Raw genomic sequence first — 22,285 nt, forward strand, 5'->3', positions numbered from 1 at the left:
GGTTTAGCGAAAGCGGATGGCGATGGAAAGGCCGGCGGCTCAACGTGGCGATCCCGACGGCAATGGCGGCGGTGGCGGCAGGCGCGGCGACGGCTCGCGCCAGCGGCCGGCGTTGCGGCCGGCAATCAGCCAATAGACCAGTCCGCCGACGATGCCGGCCCCGGTCAGGATCTCGAGATGGCGACGCACGATGCCCTCGAACCGGAAGGTCTCGGGATCGAACGGGACCAGGCCGAGATAGCAGGCTGCGCCGACCACGCCGCCGCCGATCGCGTAGGCGAGCACGCTGCGGATCGAGAAAGCCTCGGTGATCAGTGCGATCAGCAGCGCCGGGATCAGCGCGAAGCCCGACACGAAGATGAAGCCGAAGCCGATGATGACCTCGAACGCGCCCTGATCGATCGGGCCATTGCCGAGATCGGAGAACTCCGGAAACAGGACCGCGGTCACCACGATCAGCCCCGCGAGGAAGCACGCGGCAAGAAACGCGAGCGCGATCACGACGAGACGACCGATCAGCGCCATGGCTTTAGACCCGTATTACCCAAGCGAGGCCCCGCTTTCTTCGCTCGTCATGGCCCGGCATGAGCCGGCCATCCATCTCTCGGTCGATGAATCGATGGCGTCCGGGTCAAGCCCGGGCATGACGATCTCGTTCGGAGATGCAGGCGCGATCAATCATCAATCCGTCATCGCCATCGCGCGCAGTGCCTGACGCTCCCGCGCGGACAGCTTCTCCGTCTCCGACTTCAACTGGCCGCAGGCGGCGAGGATGTCGCGGCCGCGCGGCGTGCGCACCGGCGACGAATAGCCCGCGTTGAAGACGTATTCCGAGAACTTCTCGATCTGCTCCCAGTCCGAGCACTCATACGCCGAGCCGGGCCAGGGATTGAACGGGATCAGGTTGATCTTGGCCGGAATGCCCTTCAGCAGCTTGACCAGCAGCCGGGCGTCGTCGAGCGAATCATTGACGCCCTTGAGCATCACATATTCGAAGGTGATGCGGCGCGCGTTGGATGCGCCGGGATAGTCGCGGCAGGCCTGCAGCAGCTCGGCGATCGGATGTTTGCGGTTGAGCGGCACCAGCTCGTTGCGCAGCTCGTCGCGAACCGCATGCAGCGAGATCGCCAGCATCACGCCGATCTCCTCGCCGGCGCGCTTGATGTTCGGCACCACGCCGGAGGTCGACAGCGTGATGCGGCGGCGGGAGATGCCGATGCCCTCATTGTCGGAGACGATCAGCAGCGCGTCGCGCACCGCGTCGAAATTGTACAGCGGCTCGCCCATTCCCATCATGACGATGTTGGTGATGAGCCGGTTGCCGAGCGGGGTCTCGCGGTCGGCCCAGTCGTTCAGCCGGTCGCGCGCCACCATGACCTGGCCGACGATCTCGCCGGCCGTCAGGTTGCGCACCAGCCGCTGCGTGCCGGTGTGGCAGAACGAACAGTTGAGCGTGCAGCCGACCTGGGAGGAGACGCAGAGCGTGCCGCGATCGGTCTCGGGGATGTAGACGCACTCGACCTCGTGGGCCTTCTGCAGATTGTCGCCGCTCGGCAGCCGCAGCAGCCATTTGCGGGTGCCGTCGTTGGAGATCTGCTCGGCCACGACCTCGGGACGGTCGACCGTGAAATGTTCGGCCAGCGCGGTGCGTGTGTCCTTCGATACCGATGTCATCTCGTCGAACGACCTGGCGCCCCGGAAATAGATCCAGTGCCACAACTGCTGCACCCGCATCTTCTGCTGGCGCTCTGGCACTCCGACCTGGCCGAGCCTTGCTGCCAGCTCCGCGCGTGACAGGCCGATCAGCGAGGGCTTCGCCGGCGGGACGTAGGTTTCGAGCGGAGTCTTTTCGAGGGGCGCAGAGGAGTCGCGCAGCCCGGCAGTCGTTGCCATGTCGATGGGCCCAAAGTGCTGCCCGGCCGCGGCGGCCGAAGGCGTTCAGCGGGTTTATATAACGATCCGGCCGGCAAATGCGACTCGCCTGACGAGCGGTACCGGCGGCCGCCGTCTACCGGCGGCAATCCTGCGCGATGCGGTCGAGCGCCTGGGCGAGGCCCTTCAGTGAGAACACGTCGGTGGTCTCCGTGCCCTTGGCCGAGACGCCCTTGACCACGGCCTCGGGCGCCTTGCGCATGGCATCGACCATCCGCTCTTCCTCGGCGGCGTTCTTGATCCAAAGTCCGTCGCCCTGGGTATACATGGCATAGGAGGCTCCGCCGACCTCCACCGTGGCGTCGGATCCCGGCTTCAGCGCATAGCCGATCATGATCGAGACCTCGTTGAAGACCTTCTCGGAGGGCCGGGTCGACACGAAGGCATAGGCGGGATCGCGCGGACGGTTGGGCGGATTGGTCTTGGAGGATGTCGGCTTGGCCAGCGCGAAGCAGACCTTCTTGCCGCCGGGCATCGCGGTATAGGCGCCCCAGCCGCCGAACTGTCCGATCAGCGTCGGTTCCGCGCCGCCGATGTTGGGAACGGCCGGCTTCGATTCCGATTTCGGTGCGGCCTTCGGATGCGGAGCTGCGGCCTTTGGCGCGGCGCTCTGTGCCGCTACGAGGCTCGGAGCTCCGAACAGCAGCACGCCGCCGACCAGCGTTGTCAACAATCGCCCGAACAACATGATACGTTGAGTTCCCCCGCGACTTCGTTCCACCAATATTGTGACTGGAAAATGGCCCGGAATCGCTGACCGTGGTCGCGATGGATAGCGGCTAAATGCACCGCTTGCAAAGGCCGCAGAGCTGGATTGTCCGGTGCTCCGCGTCCCTGGCCCGGCGCCGCGCAGCTGCCGCGGCCTGATGATGATTGTGGCGCGGCGGCAAATCCGGCATGACGTTCCCAAAGCCGGACCTCGATCCGGCGGCAACGACCAAGGAGCGCCCATGAAAGCCATTCTCTGCTCGCAATTCTGTCAGCCCGACGATCTCGTCCTCACCGAGGTGCCAGATCCGGTGGCCGGTCCCGGCGAGGCCGTGATTGCGATCAAGGCGGCGGCGCTGAACTTCTTCGACATCCTGATGATCCAAGGCAAGTACCAGATCAAGCCGCCGTTCCCGTTCTCGCCGGGTGCGGAGGTCGCGGGTGTCATCGAGAGCATCGGCGATGGCGTCACCGAACTGAAGGTCGGCGACCGTGTCGTCGCCTCCTGCGGCCACAACGGCGCGCGCGAAAAGATCGCGCTGCCGGCCGCGTCGATCGTCAAGATTCCGGACAATCTCGATTTCGATCGCGCCGCCGGCATCATCATCATCTACGGCACTGCGCTGCATGCGCTGGAGGATCGTGCCAGTCCGAAACCGGGCGAGACGCTGGCCGTGCTTGGCGCCGCCGGCGGCACCGGCCTGGCGGCTTGCGAGCTCGGCAAGCTGATGGGGTTGAAGGTCATCGCCTGCGCCTCTTCGGACGAGAAGCTCGAATTTGCCAGGCAGCACGGCGCGACACTGACGTTGAACTACGCCAAGGAGGATCTCAAGGAGGGACTGCGGCGGCTCACCGACGGCAAGGGTGCCGACATCATCTTCGATCCGGTCGGAGGCGCCTACGCCGAGGCAGCGCTGCGCTCCATCGCATGGGAGGGCCGATTCCTGGTGATCGGCTTCGCCGCCGGCGACATCCCGAAGATGCCGCTGAACCTCGCGCTGCTGAAGGGCTGTGATATCCGCGGCGTGTTCTGGGGCGCCTGGACCCGACTCAACCCCGCCAAGAACCGCGCCAACCTCGAAAAGCTCGTGCAGTGGACCGCGGAGGGCAAGCTGTCGTCGCATGTCGACCGCACCTTCCCGCTGGCTCAGACCGCCGATGCCTTGAAGGTGCTGGCCGGCCGCCAGGCGATGGGCAAGGTGATCCTGCACCCCTGAGGACGTCGCGCATGAAGGCCCCGGGGGGCTGTACTCCCCGGGATAGCCTCGCCCTGATCCGCACAACCAAACCGAGCAGAGCCCTGGCTGTTCTGCCGACGGAATGCTCGAGCCGGCCCGGCGTCGCTGTGACATCCGCGCGCTGCACGGCGGTCGCAAATTTGTTCGGCGGGCTGCCGCGCCGGCGTCACGGATTCGCAACCGGAAGCAGAAAATCCGAAAACGAGCGTTTCTTGGTTAACACAACCACGCCACATTGTGGCATGGTTAATTTGAGGCTTGGCCGTTGTTATCACGACGTTTCTGGATTTGGCGCCGTGCGATGTCGCACGTGCGTTGCCACAATCAGATCAAAATGTTTCCAGAATCATGCCGGCTCTCGTCCACTTTTAGTCGGATTCAATTAGTCAATTAGTTGTCGGCAGTGGGGTGCCTCTGGCAATCGTGACGTGTCTCGAGCTTCTGACGGGCTTGGGACCAAAAGTATGTTGCGTGAAGTTGAGATGGGGATGAAGGCCATGGCTGAGCGGACGACGCGCGGGCGTTTCAACAACAGAACTCCTTCGGAGCCTGACTTCAGGCCTTTCCCCGACGAACTCCCTCAGGAGCGCCCACCGAGCTATCGTTTCGGCCGGTCGACCCAGGATAACTATCCAAACGACGAATCGATGCCGATGTTCCTCTCTGAGTATGAGAGCGGCAACCAGATCGACAGCACGCATTTCGAGGACCAGTGGCCGGAGCGGACCCGCCGCGTCTCGGTCTCGTCCCGGATTCTTCTCGCCGTGGTGGCTGCGGCCGGCGTCGCGGTGCTCTTCGCGCTTGTCACCTCGGATGCGACGCGCGACCTGATCGCCAGTGCCAAGGCTTCCATCATCGGCGCCACGCCGGACCCGACGGCCCCGCCGCAGGCCACCAACACGCAGCTCACCGCGCGCGACATGCAGCTGAACGAGCCGGCGCGACTGCCGCCCGCCGAGCCGCCGGCTGCGGCGGCGCCGGTGCAGACGGCAGCCGTGGCCCCGACGCGTGACGACATCGCCAACGCCTACCAGACAGCGCTGCAGAATCGCAGTGTGACGCAGCCCGCGCCGGTTGCAGCACCACCGAGCTTCGCCACGGCACCGTCCGCGCCGGCCCCGAGCGCGATGGAGCCATCCTCGATCAATTCGCCGGGCGCCGGATCGGCAATCGTCGCACCCGGCCTCGGCGCCGTGACCGCCGCTCCGCCGCCCGCGCAGGTCCGCCGGCTCGATCCCGACGAACTCGCGGGCATCATGAAACGCGCCAAGAGCCTGCTGGCCGCGGGCGACATCCCGCCGGCCCGACTGCTGCTGGAGCGCGCGGCCGAGGCGCAAGAACCGGCCGCGGCGCTGATGCTTGCCCAGACCTACGATCCCCACGTGCTGGGGACGAAGGACATCCGCAACATCAATGCCGATCCGGCTGCGGCTCGCAACTGGTACCGCCGCGCCGCCCAGCTCGGCTCGGCTGAAGCGCAGCGCAGGCTCGATCAACTGCAGAACTGAACGCTCGTGACGGCAGCGATGCCGCCTCGTTTCATTTTTTTGTTTCACGCGTGATTTTCGAGTCTGTTCATGGGCGATGCCAGGCGAGACCTGGTGCTGCCCGCGTTCCGGCTCGCAAACATGTGCCAGCCTTAGATCAAGGGGGACAGATGCGACGTCTTGTTGGAGCGGCCCTGGCCGCAATGATGATTGCGTGCGGTTTCGCTGCCCACGCCGAGGAAGGCGAGTTCGACCCCGCCAAGGTGAGCGACAGCCTCAAGGCGATCTTCCAGTTCGGCTCGGTGCAGACCAAGCAGGCGCTGAACGCCAACACGGTGACGCTCATCACCGGCACCATTGGCGGCACCTATGTGCAGTTCGGCGCCGATCTGGCCTCGCTGCTCGACGACGGCAACAATCTGCGCGTCCTGCCGATCGTCGGCCGCGGCTCGGTGCAGAGCGTGGCCGACATCCTGTTCCTGCAGGGCGTCGATCTCGGCGTCGTCCGCGCCGATACGCTCGACTACCTCGAGCGCAAGGGTTTCGCCAAGGACATCAAGCGGCAGTTCACCTACGTCACCAAGCTCTACAATGAAGAGATGCAGGTGATCGCGCCGCGCGCGGTGCGCAACCTGCGTGACCTCGAGGGCCGCCGGGTCAGCGTCGACCTGCCGAATGGCGGCACCTTCGTCACGGCGCTGACGGTGTTCGAGCGGCTTGGCCTGCGCGCCAACTTCGCCTACATCGAGCAGCGCATCGCGATGGAGAAGTTGAAGCGCGGCGAGCTCGATGCCGTCATCGTGGTCGGCGGCAAGCCCTACAAGTCGGTCTCGACCTTCGTGAACGACGGCCGCTTCCATCTCGTCAACGTCGACTACGATCGACCGCTGCAGACCGACTATCTGCCGGCGACCCTGACGGCGAAGGACTACCCGAACCTGATCGCCGAGGGCGAGAAGGTCGACACGATCGCGGTGCCGGCCGTGCTCGCCGCCTATAATTGGGCGCCGAACACCGACCGCTATCGCAAGCTCGCGACCTTCGTCGACGCCTTCTTCACCAAATTCCCGGCATTCCAGAATCCGCCGTTCCATCCGAAGTGGAAGGAGGTCTCGCTGTCGGCGCCGCTGGCCGGCTGGCAGCGGCTGCCGTCCGCGAGCAAATGGCTGGAGAGCCACGCCATGGAAGGCGCACAGCGCGACCGCTTCGATGACTTCCTGAAGCAGAGCAGCGCCGGCAGGGCGATGCCGAGCGAGGCCGACCGCGAGGCGCTGTTCAAGCAGTACCAGGCCTGGGAGGCCGAGAAGACCGGCAGCGCCCGCGCCCAGGCGCGCGGCCAGCGCTGAGCTCGTAGCGTTCGACGAAGTCCCATCAAGAGAAAAGCCCCGCGGATGCGGGGCTTTTTGCTGTTGTGCCCTTCCGAGGCGCTGACTGCGGGCGCCCGGCTTGCCGGCCGGAGCCGCCGTCAGCCGATATTCTCGCCGTCCTTCGCGACGTCAGCGTTCTTGTCTGCCGCCAGCCGCGCGAGTACGGCGCGGGCTGCCGCATGATGGTCGGGCGTGATGTGCGAAGCGACCATGCGGACGGCGGTGGCGAGCACCGCCGCGTCGTCGGTGAAGCCGAGGATGGGCAACACGTCAGGCATGAAGTCGAACGGCACGACGAAGTAGGCGATGGCGCCGAGCAGGGCGACCTGTACGTGCCGGGGTGTCTCCTTGTCGAAGGCGCAATAATACGCCGCAAGCAGCTCCTCGGCGAATGGCAGCCGCGCGACAACCTTCTTGAACTTGATCCAGAAACGACGGCGAAGGGTCTCGCGATCCCGGGCCAGCCGCTCCGCGGGCTCGAAGCCAACGCTGTAGTCGGTCGCATCCGACATGATGTCCGATCTCCGGTTCCAGACGGCGCTGGGGGCGCGGTCCTCGCCCTCGGATGTGGTGATGGCGACGCCGGCCGCAAGGCGCGTGCCGTCGTCGCCAAGATCTCAGCCGCGCATCGTCGCGGCGATCGCATTCATCGCCTTGGCGAGCGCGATGTCGCGCATGGTCACGCCGCCTGCGTCATGGGTCGTGAGGACCACCTCGACGGTGCGGTAGACGTTGCGCCACTCGGGATGATGGTCAGCCTTTTCAGCGACCAGGGCGACGCGGGTCATGAAGCCGAAGGCTTCGTTGAAGTCTGTGAATGTGAACGTGCGGGCGATGGCCTCACGGCCCTGTGCCTCGGACCAGCCGGGAAGCTCCCGCAAGGCGGTGGCGCGTGCCTCCGCCGACAATGGTTGCGGCATCTCGATCTCCTCTCGTGGTGCAATCGACCGGACACGTGACAGCATCCGGGCGACTGCGGGGCTACCTCCGGCTGGATCGCGCCGGTGTCCGGTTGCCAAGACTAACCGAAAACGCATCCCGATCAGAGCCTTGTCACAGGCGCGATGCCGGAGGCGCTTGGAACTGCCCCGATCCTCCGGCGACTGGTGCGATGGTAACCATGACGCAGATGTCACTCCGGGCGGACAAGAAATTTGCTACAGTTCAGCTCTATTGAAGGACGACGTGGCCAGACGAAGCTGCCTGTGGCATCGCCCGGGCCTGGACCACCGGAGGACGGGATCTGGTAGATACTCAGACCACGCCAGCGCAGCGCTCACGGATGCGCCCTGCCGTGTTCATCGTCATCGCCGGGATCCTCGCGGTCGTCGGCGCTTTGACGGGTGCCTACTATTTCGCGATGCGTCCCGTGGTGCTCAAGATCGCGGTCGGTCCGCCCAACAGCGACGACCTGAAGGTCGTCCAGGCCCTGACCCAGGCCTTTTCCCAGTCGCACGCCTCCGTCAGGCTGCGGCCGGTTCCGACCGAGGGCGCCGCACAGAGCGCGCAGGCGCTGGCCGCCGGCAAGGTTGATCTCGCGATCGTCCGGGGTGACCTCGAGGTCCCAAAGAACGCGCAGGCCGTGGCGACGCTGCGCAAGAACGTCGCCGTGCTCTGGGTGCCTCCGGGCGGCAAGGGCAAGGGTCGCAAGGGCGCCAAGATCACCAAGATCTCCCAGCTCGCGGGCCACAAGGTCGGCATCATCGGTCGGACCCCGGCGAACGCCAATTTGCTGAAGGTGATCCTGCATCAGTACGGCGTCGACGCCGGCAAGGTCGAGATCGTCCAAGTCCCGATCACCGAGGCCGCCGAAGCCGTGCGCAACCAGCGGGCGGACGTCTATCTTGCGGCCGGACCCATCAATAGCAAGATCACGGCGGATGCGATCGCCGCTGCCACCAAGGACGGCGGCACGCCGACCTTCCTGGCGATCGATTCGGCCGAAGCGATCGCGCAGAACCACCCCGAATATGAATCGACCGAAATTCCCGCCGGCGCGTTTGGCGGCTCGCCCGATCGTCCCGAGGACGAGGTGAAGACCATCAGCTTCAACCACCACATCGTGGCGCGCAAAGGCCTGTCGGATTCGACCGTGTCCGCGTTCACCCATCAGCTGTTTTCGGTGCGCCAGCAATTGCTGTCGGAGTTCCCGCTGGCTGCCAAGATCGAGACCCCCGACACCGACAAGGACGCCGCGATTCCGGCGCATCCCGGCGCGGCGGCGTTCATCAACGGCGAGGAGAAGACATTCCTCGACCGCTACAGCGACTACATCTGGTGGGGCCTGATGGCGCTTTCGGCGATGGGTTCGGCCGGTGCCTGGTTCGCCGGCTATCTCAAGCGCGACGAACGCACCATCAACACCTCGCTGCGCGATCGTCTGCTGGAGATGATCACGATCGCGCGCAAGAGCGATTCGACCGAGGAGCTCGACCAGCTGCAGAGCGAGGCCGACGAGATCCTGCGCAACACGCTGACCTGCTTCGAGGACGGTGCAATCGAGCACGGGGCGTTGACCGCGTTCAACATCGCGCTCGAGCAGTTCCACAACGCGGTGGCCGATCGCAAGCTCATCCTGATGAGCATGCCCGCCAATCTGCAGCGAACCGGCGCGCAGCTGCGTGCCGCCGGCACCTGAGGTCGGACCACGCTTGCCCTGCGGCCGTGTCACGCGCTGTCCACGGCGCGATTGTAATTCCAGCGTCATCAATCTTTTCTAGGTCTGCCGGGCCGTGGCTCGCGCCGGCTCCCGCGCGCGATCCGACCAGGAGATCCGCATGACGCTTCGCATTCCTCGACCGCACACCGCCCTGTCCCGCCGCCGCTTCCTGTCGACGGCCGCCGCAGCCGGCGTCACGACGCTGGCGATGCCCTATCTGAGCCGCGCCGCCGACCGGCCGCAGATCACGCATGGCGTGCAGTCCGGCGACGTCGGCATGGATGGTGGCGTGGTCTGGGCGCGCGCGGACCGGCCGTCGCAGATGCTGGTCGAGGTGGCGACCACCGAGTCGTTCAAGGACGCACGGGCGCTGCCACCGATCGCCGCGCTTCCGGAAAGCGACTTCACGGCCAAGATGCTGATCGACGGCCTTCCGAGCGGCCAGGACATTTTCTACCGTGTCAAGTTCCGGGACCTGTCGCATACCGCCGTCGAAAGCGAGGCCGTGGCCGGCCGCTTCCGCACCGCGCCAGGCAACAAGCGCGACGTCTCGTTCGTCTGGGGCGGCGACGTGGCTGGGCAGGGCTGGGGCATCAATCCCGATGATGGCGGCATGTTCACCTTCTCGACGATGAAGAAGCACCGCCCGGACTTCTTCCTGCACTCCGGCGACACCATCTACGCCGACGGTCCGATCAAGTCCGAGGTGAAGCTGCCGGACAACAAGGTGTGGAAGAACCTCACCGTGGAAGAGAAGGCCAAGGTCGCCGAGACGCTCGACGAATTCCGTGCCGCCCACAAATACAATTTCCTCGACGAGAACGTTCGCGCCTTCAATGCCGAGGTGCCGATCTTCGTGCAGTGGGACGATCACGAGGTCACCAACAACTGGTCGGCCTCCAAGGAGCTGCCCGCCGCCTACAAGGAGCGCAACATCCAGTTGCTCGCGGCCCGCGCGGCGCGCGCCTTCCACGAGATGTATCCGATGCGCGAGAGCATCATCGAGCCGGGCCGAGTCTATCGCACCATCAACTATGGCCCGCATCTCGACGTGTTCGTGCTCGACGAGCGCAGCTACCGCGGCGCCAACGGTCCCAATCTCGAGGACAAGTATGGTCCGGCGTCCTACTTCATCGGGCCGGAGCAGATGCGCTGGTTGAAGCAGGCGCTGCTCAATTCCCGCGCGACCTGGAAGGTGATCGCCTCCGACATGCCGCTCAGCATCATCGTCTATGACGACGCGGCCAACAAGAAGGGCTCGGAAGCCATCGCCCAGGGTGACGGCCCGGCGCGCGGCCGCGAGCTCGAGATTGCCGAGGTCCTGCGCTTCATCAAGACCGCGCCGATCCAGAACACGGTGTGGCTGACGGCGGACGTGCACTACGCGGCCGCGCATTATTACGATCCGAACAAGGCGCAGTTTCAGGATTTCGAGCCGTTCTGGGAGTTCGTCTCCGGTCCGCTGCATGCCGGCACGTTCGGTCCGAACGAGCTCGACAACACCTTCGGCCCCGAGGTGCGCTTCATCAAGGCGCCCGGCCTCGACAAGCAGAATCTGCCGCCGTCGGCCGGCATGCAGTTCTTCGGCCACGTCAAGATCGAAGGCGCCACGGGCCAGATGACCGTGACCCTGCGGGATCGCGCCGACGTCGCGCTGTGGTCGACCACGCTCGATCCGAAGCTGGGCTGAGCCTTCCGCGTCGGCGACCGCGTGCGGCGACCGCAACTAATCGCGTCGCCGCAGCACCGCCTCCAGCGCCTCGGTCGGGCAAGGCTTCGGCAGCCGCGGCCGGTCGGCGAACGCGGGTGGCACGCGGTCGGCGCCATAGCCGGTCGAGAAGGCGAAGGGAATGCCGAGCGCCGTCAGCCGCTCGGCAATCGCAAAGCTCTTTTCGCGGACCAGGCCGACATCGAGCAGCGCGAATTGCGGGACGCGCTCGGCGATCATGGCGAGCGCGGTTGCGACGTCGGCTGCGATCCTGATGTCGGGAACGCCGAGGTCGGTGATGGTGTCTTCCAGTCCGAGCGCAATGATGGGGTCGTCTTCGACGACCAGCACATGCTGATAGAACTCGGGCACGCCTGATTGCGAGCTGGTCATGGGATCTGCGGGTTCCAGGATGAGGGATGGACCCCGCGGCCGGCGCCTCCTCTCGAGCGCGCTGGCGGGTTCCTGGAACCAAGGCAGCATATCAGAGTTCCTCTGTCGGTGCACTTGTGAACACAAGGTGCACGTATCACGCACATGCGTTGCGCACGGGGATGACGATGCTGAGCCAAGGTGTGGCCACGCTGAGCCGGGAGCGGCCCTACAACAACCTGCTGCGGCGGCTCAGTCCGGCCGACTACGCGCTGATCTCGCCGTATCTGGTGGAGGACGAGGCAACGCCGAACGAGCTGCTCTACAGTCCGGGTGACGACGTCCAGATCGTGCATTTTCCCTGCGGGCCGGCGCTGACGTCCTATCTCGTTCCCAATGAGGATGGCCGCGACGTCGAGACCATCCTGGTCGGCCGCGAGGGCGCCGTCGGCGGGATCGTCAGCGAGGGCTTCCTGCCGGCCTACACGCGGATCGTCGTCAAGTTCGGTGGCCCGTTCGCACGGCTGCCGCTGTTCCGCCTGGCGGCCGCCAAGCTGCAATCCAAGACGCTGCGCAACGTGTTCGCGCGCTACGCCGATTGCATGCTGGCACAGATGTTCCAGTCGACCGCCTGCAACGCGATCCATTCGATCGAGCAGCGGACGGCGAAGTGGATCGTGGCCGCGATGGACCGTACCGATGGCGAGCCGATCGTGCCGCTGACGCATGAGCAGTTGGCAACGCTGCTGGGCGTCGGCCGCAGCTACGTCAGCCGGGTTGTCCAGACCTTCAGGGCCGAGGGCATTCTCGAAACCCGCCGCGGCGCCTTCATGGTGCGGGACTTCGACGCGCTGAAGCGCCGCTCCTGCCTGTGCAACGAGGCCGTGAAGACCCATTTCGAGGAGGTCCTGCGCGGCGTCTATCCGACCGAGCAGGCCGCGGCGGGCTGAGCCTGCAGGCGCCAGTGACTTTCCGCGCACAGACACCAGCCAATCGCGTTGGCTGTCAGCGCTGGTCCTCGTGGGATTGCCGGTCGGAGTGGTTGGTCTCGTCTTCTCCCGCGCTGCCCGGAAGCGTGCGGTCGCGGAGGCGTTAGCCAGCCGCTCGGAAACCGCTCCTCGTTCCTGAAAGCAGTCATTGTTTTTTGGCATTTTTTGCCTATATTGCGCCGCAACGCGTGAGGTCTGCCCGGTCGATTGGCCGGGCTTCCTATTTGGGGCTGCCGGCCCCTGCCGCCGAACGAGTTTCGCGAGCGCGCGTCGCAAAGCTAACAGCTTGATTCGACTATAACAAAGCGCGCGCCCCGCCGGGGACAGAGCACGAGCTCTTGAGAAAGCTTAGAAGACACCGACCATGAATCTTCGCAACATCGCCATCATCGCCCACGTCGACCACGGCAAGACCACCCTGGTTGATCGTCTCCTGCAGCAGTCGGGTACCTTCCGCGAGAACCAGAAGGTCGCCGAGCGCGCCATGGACTCCAACGATCTGGAGCGCGAGCGCGGCATCACCATCCTGGCCAAGGCCGCCTCGGTGCAGTGGAAGGACACCCGCATCAACATCGTCGACACTCCCGGCCACGCCGATTTCGGCGGCGAGGTCGAGCGCATCCTGAACATGGTGGACGGCGCCCTGGTGCTGGTCGACGCCGCCGAGGGTCCGCTGCCGCAGACCAAGTTCGTGGTCTCCAAGGCGCTCAAGGTCGGCCTCAAGCCGATCGTCGTCATCAACAAGGTCGACCGTCCCGACGCCCGTCCGACCGAGGTCATCAACGAGGTGTTCGACCTGTTCGCCGCGCTCGACGCGTCCGAGGAGCAGCTCGACTTCCCGATCCTGTACGGCTCGGCCAAGCAGGGCTGGATGGCCGAGAGCCCGGAAGGTCCGAAGGACGCCGGGATGCAGCCGCTGTTCGACCTGGTGCTGCGCCATGTGCCGGCGCCGTCGGTCGAAGAGGGACCGTTCCGCATGATCGGCACCATCCTGGAGGCCAACAACTTCCTGGGTCGCATCATCACCGGCCGCATCACCTCGGGCAGCATCAAGCCCAACCAGGCCGTGAAGGTGCTGAACGCCGAAGGCAAGGTCGTCGAGCAGGGCCGTATTTCCAAGATTCTCGCGTTCCGCGGCATCGAGCGCGTGCCGCTCGACGAGGCCGAGGCCGGTGACATCGTCGCCATCGCGGGCCTGACCAAGGGCACCGTCGCCGACACGTTCTGCGATCCCTCGGTCGAGACTCCGCTCCCGGCGCAGCCGATCGACCCGCCAACCGTGTCGATGTCCTTCATCGTCAACAACTCGCCGCTGGCGGGCACCGAAGGCGACAAGGTCACGAGCCGCATGATCCGCGACCGCCTGCTGCGCGAGGCCGAGGGCAATGTCGCGCTGCGCGTCGTCGAATCCGCCGACAAGGACGCCATGGAAGTGTCGGGCCGCGGCGAATTGCAGCTCGCGATCCTGATCGAGACCATGCGCCGCGAAGGCTTCGAGCTGTCGGTGTCGCGTCCGCGCGTGGTGCTGCAGAAGGACGAGGCCACCGGCGCGTGGCTGGAGCCGATCGAGGAGGTTGTGATCGACGTCGACGAGGAGCATTCCGGCGTCGTCGTGCAGAAGATGAGCGAGCGCAAGTCCGAGATGATCGAGATGCGCCCCTCTGGCGGCAACCGCCTGCGGCTGGTGTTCTACGCGCCGACCCGCGGCCTGATCGGCTATCAGGGCGAGCTGCTCACGGACACCCGCGGCACCGCGATCATGAACCGCTTGTTCCACGGCTATGCCCCGTTCAAGGGCGAGATCGCCGGCCGCCGCAACGGCGTCTTGATCTCCAATGACCAGGGCGAGGCGGTGGCCTACGCGATGTTCAAGCTGGAGGACCGCGGCCCGATGATGATCGAGCCGGGCTGGAAGGTCTATCGCGGCATGATCGTCGGCGAGCACACCCGCGACAACGATCTCGAGATCAACGTGCTGAAGGGCAAGCAGCTCACCAACATCCGCACCACGTCGAAGGACGAGGCCGTCCGTCTGACGCCGCCGATCAAGATGACGCTGGAAAAGGCGCTCGCCTATATCGAGGACGACGAGCTGGTCGAGGTCACGCCGAAGTCGATCCGGCTGCGCAAGAAGCATCTCGATCCGAACGAGCGCAAGCGCGCCGAGAAGCAGAAGGAAGCGGTGGCGTAATTTCCGCCCTCCATTCTCAAATGCGTCATGGCCGGGCTTGTCCCGGCCATCCACGTTTTGGGGCTTGCGAGGACGACGTGGATGCCCGGCACAAGGCCGGGCATGACGACGGAGTTGGATAAGCCAATGTCTTTCCCATCCTCCATCGACATCGCCGTCATCGGCGCGGGTGCCGCGGGCCTCGGCGCGGCACATGCGCTGCAGGACAAGGGCGTCTCGTTCATCGTCCTGGAGGCCCGCGACCGCATCGGCGGCCGCGCTCACACCATCATGGCTTCGCCTGATGTCACCTTCGATCTCGGCTGCGGCTGGCTGCATTCGGCTGATCGCAACTCGTTCGTCGGCATTGCCGAGCAGCTTGCTTTCACTATCGACACCAGCCGGCCGCCCTGGCGCGATCAGGCCTATGAGGCGGCATTCCCGCGCGAAGAGCGCGAAGAATTCATCCGCGCGCTGGAGGCGTTCTTCATGCGTACCGCGGAGGCTGCCAGGAGCGGCCGCGATGCGCCGGCGAGCATCTGCCTCGAGCCCGGCAATCGCTGGAACGGCATGATCGACGCGATCTGCACCTATCTCAACGGCTGCGAGCTGGCGCAGATGTCGCTGCTCGACTTCGAGGCCTATGAGGACACCGAGCTGAACTGGCGGATTCGCCGCGGCTATGGCGCGCTGGTCGCCGCCTATGGCGGGGGCCTGCCGATCGCCATGAGCTGCAACGTGACCCTGATCGATCACGGCGACACGCGCATCCGCCTGACGACCTCACAGGGCACGCTGACGGCCGACAAGGTCATCGTCACCGTGCCGACCAGTCTCATGGCCGACGAAACGCTCCGCTTTTCGCCGGCCCTGCCGAGCAAGGTCGAAGCCGCCGCTGGCCTGCCGCTCGGTCTCGACAACAAGGTGACGCTGGCGCTCGACGGCTGGGAGCACCTGCCGAGGGATTCGGGCATGCGCGGCCGAAGCCACACCGCGCGGGTCGGCAGCTTCCAGCTGCGCCCGTTCGGCCAGCCCTGCATCGAAGGCTTTTATGGCGGCAGCTTCGCCCGCGACATCGAGGCGGCGGGCGAGGGGGCCTTGGCGGCGCAGGCGATCGACGACATCGCGGCCCTGCTCGGCAACGACATCCGCAACAGCCTCCGTCCGCTCGCCGAGTCCCGCTGGGGCGCCGACCCGTTCGCGCGCGGCGCCTATTCGCATGCACTGCCCGGACATGCCGACAAGCGCGCCGTGCTGGCCGCGCCGGTTGATGATCGGCTGTTCTTCGCCGGCGAGGCGACGCCCCCGGATTTCTTTTCGACCGCCCATGGCGCGCGTGACAGCGGCGAGCGCGCGGCGCGGGAAGCTCTGGCGTCATTAACCAGGCGCTAGTCCATCGATCGTCATTGCGAGCCCAGCGAAGCAGTCCAGACTGTCACCGCGGTGGGATTTCCGGGTCGCTTTCGCTGCGCTCGCGATGACGTGCCGATCAATACGTCTCCTCCACCATCCGCAGAAACTCCCGTGCGGCCTGCGTCTGGTGATGCTCTTTGTGGCGCAGGCTGTAGAAGTGCCGCTTGGGCAGCTCGATGTTGGCGACGGCGAGCAGCCCGGCCTTGACGGCGCGCATGACCACGAGGCGCGACAGCACCGTGACGCCGGCGCCGGCTTCGACGGCGCCGCGCACGGCCTCGTTGGACGGCAGGTCGAACACCACATCGAGCTCGGCCGGAGTGATTCCGAAGCGGCCAAGCGCTGTTTCGAGCGCGGCGCGCGTGCCGGAGCCCTGCTCGCGCAACACCCAGCGCGCCGTCTTCAGGTCGCTGGTTGTCACTGACCTTCCGCGGCACAGCGGATGATCGATCGGACCGACCAGCACCATGTTGTCCTCCGCGACCGGCTGAGCCGTGAGCACGGGATCGTCGACATCGCCCTCGATGAAGCCGAGATCGGCAGAGCCCTCGCGGACCTGGGTCGCGACCTGCTCGGTATTGCCGATCGACAGCTGCAGCCTGATCGCCGGATGCGCGGCACTGAAGCGGTGAATGAAGGCCGGCAGCCAATAGCCCGCGATGGTCTGGCTGGCCGCCAGCGCCAGCTGCCCCCGCTTCAGGCCGGCGAGATCGTTCAGCACGGTCTCGGCGGCGGCCGCGCGCGCCAGCACCGCCTTCGCTTCGACGAGAAACGCCTTCCCGGTCGCCGTGAGCACGATGCGGCGTCCGACTCGATCGAACAGCCTGGTCTCGTAGCGCGCTTCGAGCGCGGCCACAGCCGCCGATGTCGCCGACTGGGTCAAATTGAGGTCGCGCGCCGCCTGGGTGACGTGCTCGCGGGTCGCGACCGCAACGAAGATCCTGAGCTGTTCGAGCGTCACAAGCGTCCTATGTGGTGAGCTTCACCAGGGCCAGGCTGAAGCCTGCGATGAACAGGAAGGCGAGCAGGCCCAGCGCCAGCGGCCGCAGGCCCTTGGCCTTGAGCTTGGCGAAATCCGTTTCCAGTCCCATCGCGGCCAGCGCCATCGACAGCAGGAACGTGGTCGCCGTCACGATCACGGTCTTCATCTCGGCGGGAATGCTGATCACGCTGTTGAGGCCGACCAGCGCGATGAAGCCGAACACGAACCAGGGCAGTGGCGGCTGCGCATTGCCCCGGGTCTCGCCGCCATGGCGCGCACGCCGCGTTGCCAGCAGGCCGAGCGTGAGCACGACCGGCGCCAGCAGCATCACGCGGGCGAGCTTGGCGATGGTGCCGAACTCGCCGGCCTGCTGGCCCTGCTGAAACGCGGCCGCGACCACCTGGGCGATCTCGTGAATGGAGGCGCCGCTCCACAGGCCGAAGGCGTGCGCGTCGAGATGCAGCAGCGCCGGAAGCAGCGGATAGATGAACATTGCGATCGAGCCGAACACCGTGACGCAGGCCACCGCATAGGCGACGTCCTCGTCATGGGCGCGCGTGACCGCGTTGGTCGCGATCACGGCGGACGCACCGCAGATCGAGGTGCCCGCCGCGATCAGCTCCGCCAGCTTGCGATTGACGCCGAGCAGCTGTCCCATCCACACCGTGAACAGGAAGGTGCCGGTGAGGCTCAGCGCGATCACGGCGAGACCACGCGCGCCGACCTCGACGATCTGCGTCGCCGTCAGTTGCAGGCCCAGCAGGATGATCGCCAGCCGCAGTACGCGACGCATGGAGAAGGCGACGCCGGGCTTGGCCCGCGCCGGTGTGCCGACCACGTTGTGCAGCGCCATCCCTGCCACGATCGCCAGGATCATCGGGCTGAACAGGCCGAGGCCCGGCAGCAGGCGCAGCCCGAAGGCGCCGGACGCGAGCGCCGCGGACAGCGCGAGCCCGGGCAGCAGCGTCGGTGCCGCCGGCGTCGCGGGCGCGTGCGCAGGTCGATGATGAATGGCAACGGGCGCATCGGCGATCAGATCGTGCGAGGGGGCAGCCATGGAAATCTCTCCCAAACCAAGTGCGAGGAAGAGAATTTCATGCTGTGAACAATCGATCCAACAGATTATATCGCACGTATCATTCGATTCAATCGATTAATCGCCCACTGCCGCATCTCGCCGCCGACCGGATCACGACTCCAGCACCCGCTTGCGCAGCTCGGCATCCGGCACGAAGCAGGATTCGTATTTGCCGAAGATGTGGTAGCGGTTGCGTGCGACCACGCCATAGACCGCATCGCGCAGCGGCTTCGGAATGGCGCGCAGCGCGCGCGTCCAGCCCCAGCCCGGCAGGTTCGACAATACGGTCAGCGCAGCATCGGATTTCAGATGCGCCTTGCCGCCATGCACGACCGCGTTGGTGTCGGGGTCCTGGGGATCGATGTCGAAGGCCTGTGCCAGCCGGGTGCCGTAGGGCGACTGGATCGGCGTGAAGCGGAAGCGCCTGGCGGTGTCGCGCGCGATCACGAACTGCACCCAGCGGGAGCAGAACACGCAGACGCCGTCGTAGAGGATCACGTCATCGTCGGGCCAGTTGGTCATCAGCGATTGTCCATCATGAGCAGCGCGACCAGCATCAGCACGATCGCAGGTCCCGTCTTCACCAGGGCGCCGAGCGGCTCGAGCCAGAGATCGGGCGTGAGGATCGCGCAGCCGAGCATGTAGCCGAGCGAGACGAGGATGCCGGCGGCGAGCCCGAATGTTGCGGTTCTGCGGAACGCGATCAATAGGCCGACCGAAATGTCCATCATGCTGGTGATCGCCGCGAACGGAATCGCAAAGCCTTCCGGCCAGCCGCGCGTGGTCAGGACCGCCGTGGTCGCCGGGAACGAGACGAACAGTGCAATCGACCCCGATGTGACCCAGAACAGCACGAGGCTCGCGATGATCAGTGCCTTGATCAGGAACAGCCGCGCGAACCATTTGTCCTGAATGGTGGCGCCACGCGTGCCGACGGCGTCCAGCGGCGTGGGGGTGATGCCGGTTGCCGCGATCCACGGTGCGGGATCGCCGTGCACCCCGCGGCGAAGCTCGGCGATCGCGGTGGTGCGCATCGGCGGCATCCAGCCGAGCCGGCTGCAGAGGTCACCGGCGAAAGCGCCGAGATTGATCAGTGGTGCGGGCAAGGCAACGCGCGGCCAATCCGTCGTGCCGAAACTGCGCCGAAACGCATCGACGACGTCGCCAAGCGTCACCGCCTCGGGCTGCATCAGGTCCCAGCTCACCGCGCGTGTCGCCTCGTCATCGATCGGCCGCATCGCGAGCCAGGCGATGGTCGCGGCGATGTCCGCCACCGCCACCGGCTGGAACGGCGTCGCCGCATCCCTCGCCGGCAGGTCGACCGGAAGCGCCGCGAGCGCGCGGACCATCGCGCTGCCGCCATAGGCCGATGGCGCGATCACGAAGCCCGGGCGCAGGATGGCGTAGGGAATGTCTGAGGATGCAATCAACTGCTCCGCCTCGCGCTTGGTGGTCGCGAAAGCGGTGTGATCCTCATCGGCCGCGCCGGGGATCGAGATGTGAATGAAGCGCACGCGACGGCCGCAGGCCGTGATCGCTGCGAGCACGCGCGCGACGAACTCACGATGCACGGCCGTAGTATCGCTGCCCGGACCATCCTGCAGCACGCCGAGGCAATTGACGACGACATCGATCTCGTGGGCGCGGATCAGGCTCGCCAAAGCCGGCGCATCGAGCGCCATGATCGGCAGCTCGATGTCGAACGGCGACGTGCGTTGCGATGGCGAGAACGCGCGCGCGACGCCGACCGTCGCACAGCCGCGCTGGCGCAGATCGTCGGTGATGAAGCGCCCGATCAGGCCGGAGGCGCCAAGCACGAGGATGCGGGGGGTGGTCGACGTGATCATGCGCGTCTCGTCAGAGCGGCTTTGCGATCATCAGCCAGAGAATGGCCATGACCGCGCCGAAACCGGGGATGCCGCACAGGAACCAGCGGCGGAAGACGATGAAGTAGCGCGGCGGCAGCGCCTGGGCGCTGATATCAGCAGCACGGGCGAGGTCGCGCAGTTCGATCTGCATGAAGATCACGGGGACCCAGAACAGGCCGGCGACGGCGTATAGTGCGAGCGAGGTGAGCAGCCAGCGTTCGCTCACGGCCGTGGACGACAGCCACATCAAGGTGCCGCCGGTGACCGGCTGCAGCAGCACCGCCGACAGTGTGAAGAGCATGTCCGCGATCACCACGACGCCAGCCGTGCGCGCGATGAACGCGGCCTCGCCGCTCAGATGCGCCATCAGCATGAAGAATGCGATCCCCGTGCCGGTGCCGAGAATGACGATGGCGCCGAGCACGTGGAGATATTTGATCAGGAAATACAGCGTCATCGTGTCCTGCTAGTTCGGCGGCATCGGATGCGTCGATCGACGTGTCGTTGTCAGCGCCCGCGACAGCAAATCCGCCGCCAGTGCCACGCCGTCGTCGTGCTCGATCATCCAATGCCCCTCCTCGCCGGACGCTGGCAACAGCTTGAAGTGTGCCCGGCCTCCGGCCGAGTCGAAGTCCTCCGCAAGCCGACGCGAAAGCGATGGTGGAAAGTAGCTGTCATTGGCCGCGACCAGCCACGTGACCGGCACGCGCGCGCCGCGTCCAAATGCGCGGGCCGTATCAAGCAGGCGCGCCTCTGCACAGACGCGCCCTGGCACCTCGTCGGCATGGCCGCCACGGCCGGGCGCGAACACGATGATGCTCGAAACGAACTGCCGGGGCTGATCGGCGAGCGCCAGCGCGCCCCAGCCGCCGGCCGAGTGACCGACCACAAGTGCGCCGCCTTTGGCGACGAATGGTTGATCGCGCATGAAGGCAAGCGCGCGCGAGATCTGCGCGGCGGTGGCACGTCCCGCCTTCTCGTAGTCCGGATTTTCGCACGCGCCCTGATCCTCGACATAGGGGCCGCCGGTACGGCCATGCCCGAGCCGCTCCGGCACCAGCACCGCATAGCCGCGCGCGACCAGCTCGCTGGCCATCGCCGTGTAGCTCGGCTGCGGCAGCTGCGCGCGCCGCAACGCATTCTGTGTCGAGGCATGCGCGATCAGCGCCAGCGGAAACGGTCCGTCACCGGCAGGCCGATACAGCAGCGCATGCGCGGGGAGTCCAGGCTCGGTCGAGGGCACCAGCCATTGCTGCAGCCGGGCCGGCTCGCCTTCCGGCGAGGCCGGGCCGAATGTCTGTGCCCAGGCGTTCGATCCCGCGAGGACGAGCGCGATCAACCATGAGAGGCAGCGAAGCAGCAGCATTCAGCCGGGCGGGAAGTTGTTGAGCTCCGGCCACACTAGCCGAGCCCACCGCGAGTGAGTTGCAGTTTTTAGTTCGTGGTATGAACCTGCGGTGACGGGACACCGTCGACCCTCAACAATGTTGCGAATTTGTCCCTTTTCGGCACAGCTTTCCGCCACGGTGATGCCGAAAGTCCACAGGTTAACCGATCTTTAACGTGGCACCTTGAAGGCGGACCGCCGACTTGCTTTGATCCGCTCATGAGCACAACCCTGATCGAAGTCCGTCCGGCCAAGGCTGCAGATGCGGCTGCGGTGGCGTCAGCCCATGATGAAGCCTGGCGTTCCGCCTACCAGGGAATCATCCCTGGCGCAGAGCTGGAGAAGCTGATCAACCGGCGCGGCCCCCAATGGTGGGACAGCGCGATCCGCAAAGGCAGCCGCGTCAGCGTGCTGGTGTTCAACGACAAGGTCGCAGGCTATGCGAATTACGGCCGCAATCGCGCCCGCAGCCTGCACTTCGACGGTGAAGTCTACGAGCTTTATCTGCGACCGGAATTTCAGGGGCTGGGGTTCGGTCGCCGGCTCTTCCAGTCCGCCAAGCGCGACCTCGCGCAGAGCGGCCTGAAGAGCATGGTGGTGTGGGCGTTGTCCGACAACGATCCCGCCACCGAGTTCTACCGCGCCTTGGGCGGCCGGATGGTCGCGCGGTCGTCGGAGCGCTTCGGGCCGAAGTCGCTCGACAAGGTTGCCTTTGCCTGGACCAACTGAGCCTGGGCCGGCCGTGCTCCGGGCGCGTTAAACGTTAACGCGCCAGCGAATTGAACTGGAATTGAACTGAAAGTGTTGGCTTGAGGTAGCTGTTGCGCAGCCGCGTTTTTTTTGCGACTGCGAATGCCAGCGCTCGCCTGTCGAGCGTCCGACCCTCAACGTTCAAGTTCTCAAACGTTCAAGTTCTACGGAGCATCC

The 22,285-nt window shown here is 65.9% G+C and carries 21 protein-coding genes; 9 read left to right on the plus strand and 12 right to left on the minus strand.

Going from position 1 to position 22,285, the window contains the following annotated elements:
* Window positions 1–39: 39 nt before the first annotated feature.
* The 3 genes from QW887_RS15265 to QW887_RS15275 form a co-directional block, all read right to left on the minus strand.
* Entirely contained in the window at window positions 40–525 is a 486-nt protein-coding gene (locus tag QW887_RS15265) for a hypothetical protein (protein ID WP_315716758.1), read from the minus strand.
* Window positions 526–681: 156 nt separating this feature from the next.
* Window positions 682–1,893, minus strand: a complete 1,212-nt coding sequence (gene rlmN / locus QW887_RS15270; protein WP_315716757.1) for a 23S rRNA (adenine(2503)-C(2))-methyltransferase RlmN — start codon at window positions 1,891–1,893, stop codon at window positions 682–684.
* A 115-nt stretch (window positions 1,894–2,008) separates the two neighbouring features.
* Window positions 2,009–2,620, minus strand: coding sequence for an invasion associated locus B family protein (locus QW887_RS15275; RefSeq protein WP_315716756.1), 612 nt, complete (start codon window positions 2,618–2,620; stop codon window positions 2,009–2,011).
* Window positions 2,621–2,882: 262 nt separating this feature from the next.
* Between QW887_RS15275 and QW887_RS15280 the strand changes: the two genes are divergently transcribed.
* From QW887_RS15280 to QW887_RS15290, 3 genes are all read left to right on the plus strand, one after another.
* Window positions 2,883–3,857 (plus strand): NADPH:quinone oxidoreductase family protein, encoded by a 975-nt coding sequence (locus QW887_RS15280; protein ID WP_315716755.1) that lies wholly within the window; start codon window positions 2,883–2,885, stop codon window positions 3,855–3,857.
* Window positions 3,858–4,375: 518 nt separating this feature from the next.
* On the plus strand, window positions 4,376–5,386 hold the full coding sequence (locus tag QW887_RS15285; protein WP_315716754.1) for a hypothetical protein: 1,011 nt from the start codon (window positions 4,376–4,378) through the stop codon (window positions 5,384–5,386).
* 149 nt (window positions 5,387–5,535) lie between these two features.
* Entirely contained in the window at window positions 5,536–6,711 is a 1,176-nt protein-coding gene (locus QW887_RS15290; protein ID WP_315716753.1) for a TAXI family TRAP transporter solute-binding subunit, read from the plus strand.
* Window positions 6,712–6,830: 119 nt separating this feature from the next.
* Here the strand turns inward: QW887_RS15290 and QW887_RS15295 are convergent, their stop codons facing one another.
* Both QW887_RS15295 and QW887_RS15300 read right to left on the minus strand, forming a co-directional pair.
* Window positions 6,831–7,244 (minus strand): YkvA family protein, encoded by a 414-nt coding sequence (locus tag QW887_RS15295; RefSeq protein ID WP_316194671.1) that lies wholly within the window; start codon window positions 7,242–7,244, stop codon window positions 6,831–6,833.
* A 105-nt stretch (window positions 7,245–7,349) separates the two neighbouring features.
* Window positions 7,350–7,652 (minus strand): 4a-hydroxytetrahydrobiopterin dehydratase, encoded by a 303-nt coding sequence (locus QW887_RS15300; protein ID WP_315716751.1) that lies wholly within the window; start codon window positions 7,650–7,652, stop codon window positions 7,350–7,352.
* Between the two features lie 374 nt (window positions 7,653–8,026).
* On the opposite strand from QW887_RS15300, the gene QW887_RS15305 reads away from it, so the two are divergent.
* Both QW887_RS15305 and QW887_RS15310 read left to right on the plus strand, forming a co-directional pair.
* Window positions 8,027–9,370, plus strand: coding sequence for a TAXI family TRAP transporter solute-binding subunit (locus tag QW887_RS15305; RefSeq protein ID WP_316183624.1), 1,344 nt, complete (start codon window positions 8,027–8,029; stop codon window positions 9,368–9,370).
* Between the two features lie 139 nt (window positions 9,371–9,509).
* Window positions 9,510–11,081 (plus strand): alkaline phosphatase D family protein, encoded by a 1,572-nt coding sequence (locus QW887_RS15310; protein ID WP_316194672.1) that lies wholly within the window; start codon window positions 9,510–9,512, stop codon window positions 11,079–11,081.
* A gap of 36 nt (window positions 11,082–11,117) precedes the next feature.
* Here the strand turns inward: QW887_RS15310 and QW887_RS15315 are convergent, their stop codons facing one another.
* Window positions 11,118–11,492, minus strand: a complete 375-nt coding sequence (locus QW887_RS15315) for a response regulator (protein ID WP_315716747.1) — start codon at window positions 11,490–11,492, stop codon at window positions 11,118–11,120.
* 167 nt (window positions 11,493–11,659) lie between these two features.
* On the opposite strand from QW887_RS15315, the gene QW887_RS15320 reads away from it, so the two are divergent.
* The 3 genes from QW887_RS15320 (at window position 11,660) to QW887_RS15330 (ending at window position 16,022) form a co-directional block, all read left to right on the plus strand.
* The gene (locus tag QW887_RS15320; RefSeq protein WP_316194673.1) at window positions 11,660–12,421 is read left to right on the plus strand and encodes a Crp/Fnr family transcriptional regulator; all 762 of its coding nucleotides are present in this window, start codon (window positions 11,660–11,662) and stop codon (window positions 12,419–12,421) included.
* 403 nt (window positions 12,422–12,824) lie between these two features.
* Window positions 12,825–14,651, plus strand: coding sequence for a translational GTPase TypA (gene typA, locus QW887_RS15325; RefSeq protein WP_315716745.1), 1,827 nt, complete (start codon window positions 12,825–12,827; stop codon window positions 14,649–14,651).
* Between the two features lie 126 nt (window positions 14,652–14,777).
* A complete protein-coding gene (locus QW887_RS15330) occupies window positions 14,778–16,022 on the plus strand; it encodes an NAD(P)/FAD-dependent oxidoreductase (protein ID WP_316194674.1) in 1,245 nt (414 codons plus the stop codon).
* A gap of 97 nt (window positions 16,023–16,119) precedes the next feature.
* On the opposite strand, the gene QW887_RS15335 is transcribed toward QW887_RS15330, so the two are convergent.
* The 6 genes from QW887_RS15335 to QW887_RS15360 form a co-directional block, all read right to left on the minus strand.
* Entirely contained in the window at window positions 16,120–17,004 is an 885-nt protein-coding gene (locus QW887_RS15335) for a LysR family transcriptional regulator (RefSeq protein ID WP_316166427.1), read from the minus strand.
* A gap of 7 nt (window positions 17,005–17,011) precedes the next feature.
* Complete coding sequence (locus tag QW887_RS15340; RefSeq protein ID WP_410052606.1) at window positions 17,012–18,082, minus strand: YeiH family protein; 1,071 nt, start codon at window positions 18,080–18,082, stop codon at window positions 17,012–17,014.
* A 132-nt stretch (window positions 18,083–18,214) separates the two neighbouring features.
* Window positions 18,215–18,625: a thiol-disulfide oxidoreductase DCC family protein gene (locus QW887_RS15345; RefSeq protein WP_315750551.1), complete on the minus strand. Its 411-nt coding sequence runs from the start codon at window positions 18,623–18,625 to the stop codon at window positions 18,215–18,217.
* On the minus strand, window positions 18,625–19,950 hold the full coding sequence (locus QW887_RS15350; RefSeq protein WP_316194675.1) for an SDR family oxidoreductase: 1,326 nt from the start codon (window positions 19,948–19,950) through the stop codon (window positions 18,625–18,627). The genes QW887_RS15345 and QW887_RS15350 overlap by 1 nt, the downstream gene beginning before the upstream one ends.
* A 10-nt stretch (window positions 19,951–19,960) precedes the next feature.
* On the minus strand, window positions 19,961–20,428 hold the full coding sequence (locus QW887_RS15355; protein WP_315716740.1) for a DUF2269 domain-containing protein: 468 nt from the start codon (window positions 20,426–20,428) through the stop codon (window positions 19,961–19,963).
* Between the two features lie 9 nt (window positions 20,429–20,437).
* Window positions 20,438–21,337 (minus strand): alpha/beta hydrolase family protein, encoded by a 900-nt coding sequence (locus tag QW887_RS15360; RefSeq protein WP_315716739.1) that lies wholly within the window; start codon window positions 21,335–21,337, stop codon window positions 20,438–20,440.
* A gap of 240 nt (window positions 21,338–21,577) precedes the next feature.
* Between QW887_RS15360 and QW887_RS15365 the strand changes: the two genes are divergently transcribed.
* Window positions 21,578–22,087 carry a GNAT family N-acetyltransferase gene (locus QW887_RS15365; protein ID WP_006611902.1) on the plus strand — a complete coding sequence of 170 codons (510 nt, stop codon included), beginning with the start codon at window positions 21,578–21,580 and terminating at the stop codon, window positions 22,085–22,087.
* Window positions 22,088–22,285 lie beyond the last annotated feature (198 nt).

The sequence above is a fragment of the Bradyrhizobium sp. SZCCHNRI3052 genome (assembly GCF_032484895.1).
GTDB lineage: Bacteria > Pseudomonadota > Alphaproteobacteria > Rhizobiales > Xanthobacteraceae > Bradyrhizobium.

Excerpts from the sequence above, each read along its gene's own strand:
- QW887_RS15315 (WP_315716747.1), bottom strand. The coding sequence starts at position 11,492 with ATGACCAGCTCGCAATCAGGCGTGCCCGAGTTCTATCAGCATGTGCTG.
- QW887_RS15330 (WP_316194674.1), top strand. The coding sequence starts at position 14,778 with ATGTCTTTCCCATCCTCCATCGACATCGCCGTCATCGGCGCGGGTGCC.
- QW887_RS15350 (WP_316194675.1), bottom strand. The coding sequence starts at position 19,950 with ATGATCACGTCGACCACCCCCCGCATCCTCGTGCTTGGCGCCTCCGGC.
- QW887_RS15340 (WP_410052606.1), bottom strand. The coding sequence starts at position 18,082 with ATGGCTGCCCCCTCGCACGATCTGATCGCCGATGCGCCCGTTGCCATT.
- QW887_RS15295 (WP_316194671.1), bottom strand. The coding sequence starts at position 7,244 with ATGTCGGATGCGACCGACTACAGCGTTGGCTTCGAGCCCGCGGAGCGG.
- QW887_RS15275 (WP_315716756.1), bottom strand. The coding sequence starts at position 2,620 with ATGTTGTTCGGGCGATTGTTGACAACGCTGGTCGGCGGCGTGCTGCTG.
- QW887_RS15280 (WP_315716755.1), top strand. The coding sequence starts at position 2,883 with ATGAAAGCCATTCTCTGCTCGCAATTCTGTCAGCCCGACGATCTCGTC.
- QW887_RS15365 (WP_006611902.1), top strand. The coding sequence starts at position 21,578 with ATGAGCACAACCCTGATCGAAGTCCGTCCGGCCAAGGCTGCAGATGCG.
- QW887_RS15310 (WP_316194672.1), top strand. The coding sequence starts at position 9,510 with ATGACGCTTCGCATTCCTCGACCGCACACCGCCCTGTCCCGCCGCCGC.
- QW887_RS15290 (WP_315716753.1), top strand. The coding sequence starts at position 5,536 with ATGCGACGTCTTGTTGGAGCGGCCCTGGCCGCAATGATGATTGCGTGC.
- QW887_RS15265 (WP_315716758.1), bottom strand. The coding sequence starts at position 525 with ATGGCGCTGATCGGTCGTCTCGTCGTGATCGCGCTCGCGTTTCTTGCC.
- typA (WP_315716745.1), top strand. The coding sequence starts at position 12,825 with ATGAATCTTCGCAACATCGCCATCATCGCCCACGTCGACCACGGCAAG.
- QW887_RS15300 (WP_315716751.1), bottom strand. The coding sequence starts at position 7,652 with ATGCCGCAACCATTGTCGGCGGAGGCACGCGCCACCGCCTTGCGGGAG.
- QW887_RS15285 (WP_315716754.1), top strand. The coding sequence starts at position 4,376 with ATGGCTGAGCGGACGACGCGCGGGCGTTTCAACAACAGAACTCCTTCG.
- rlmN (WP_315716757.1), bottom strand. The coding sequence starts at position 1,893 with ATGGCAACGACTGCCGGGCTGCGCGACTCCTCTGCGCCCCTCGAAAAG.
- QW887_RS15320 (WP_316194673.1), top strand. The coding sequence starts at position 11,660 with ATGCTGAGCCAAGGTGTGGCCACGCTGAGCCGGGAGCGGCCCTACAAC.
- QW887_RS15360 (WP_315716739.1), bottom strand. The coding sequence starts at position 21,337 with ATGCTGCTGCTTCGCTGCCTCTCATGGTTGATCGCGCTCGTCCTCGCG.
- QW887_RS15355 (WP_315716740.1), bottom strand. The coding sequence starts at position 20,428 with ATGACGCTGTATTTCCTGATCAAATATCTCCACGTGCTCGGCGCCATC.
- QW887_RS15345 (WP_315750551.1), bottom strand. The coding sequence starts at position 18,625 with ATGACCAACTGGCCCGACGATGACGTGATCCTCTACGACGGCGTCTGC.